This window comes from Bradyrhizobium cosmicum (assembly GCF_032290525.1).
Taxonomy (GTDB): domain Bacteria; phylum Pseudomonadota; class Alphaproteobacteria; order Rhizobiales; family Xanthobacteraceae; genus Bradyrhizobium; species Bradyrhizobium cosmicum_A.
Genome location: NZ_JASXTA010000153.1, coordinates 1 through 287, shown reverse-complemented (window position 1 = coordinate 287; position 287 = coordinate 1). Strand labels below are relative to the sequence as shown.

Annotated in this window: 1 protein-coding gene; it reads left to right on the top strand. The window is 63.1% G+C overall.

The window, feature by feature from the left end:
* A partial coding sequence (locus tag QSV46_RS39450; protein WP_314964056.1) for a L,D-transpeptidase family protein occupies positions 1–287 on the top strand: 287 nt, incomplete at both ends.

Genomic DNA, 287 nt, shown 5'->3' with positions numbered 1-287 from the left:
CCACGGGACGCGAGACGCCGGCCGGTGTCTTCACCGTCGTCGAGAAGAACAAGGACCACCGCTCGAACATGTATGACGATGCCGAGATGCCGAACATGCAGCGCATCACCTGGAACGGCATCGCACTGCACGGCGGACCGCTGCCCGGGTATGCGGCTTCGCATGGCTGCGTGCGGATGCCCTACGGCTTTGCGGAAAAGCTGTTCGACAAGACGCGGATCGGAATGCGGGTGATCATCTCGCCAAACGACGCGGCTCCGGTCGAGTTTTCTCACCCCGCGCTGTTC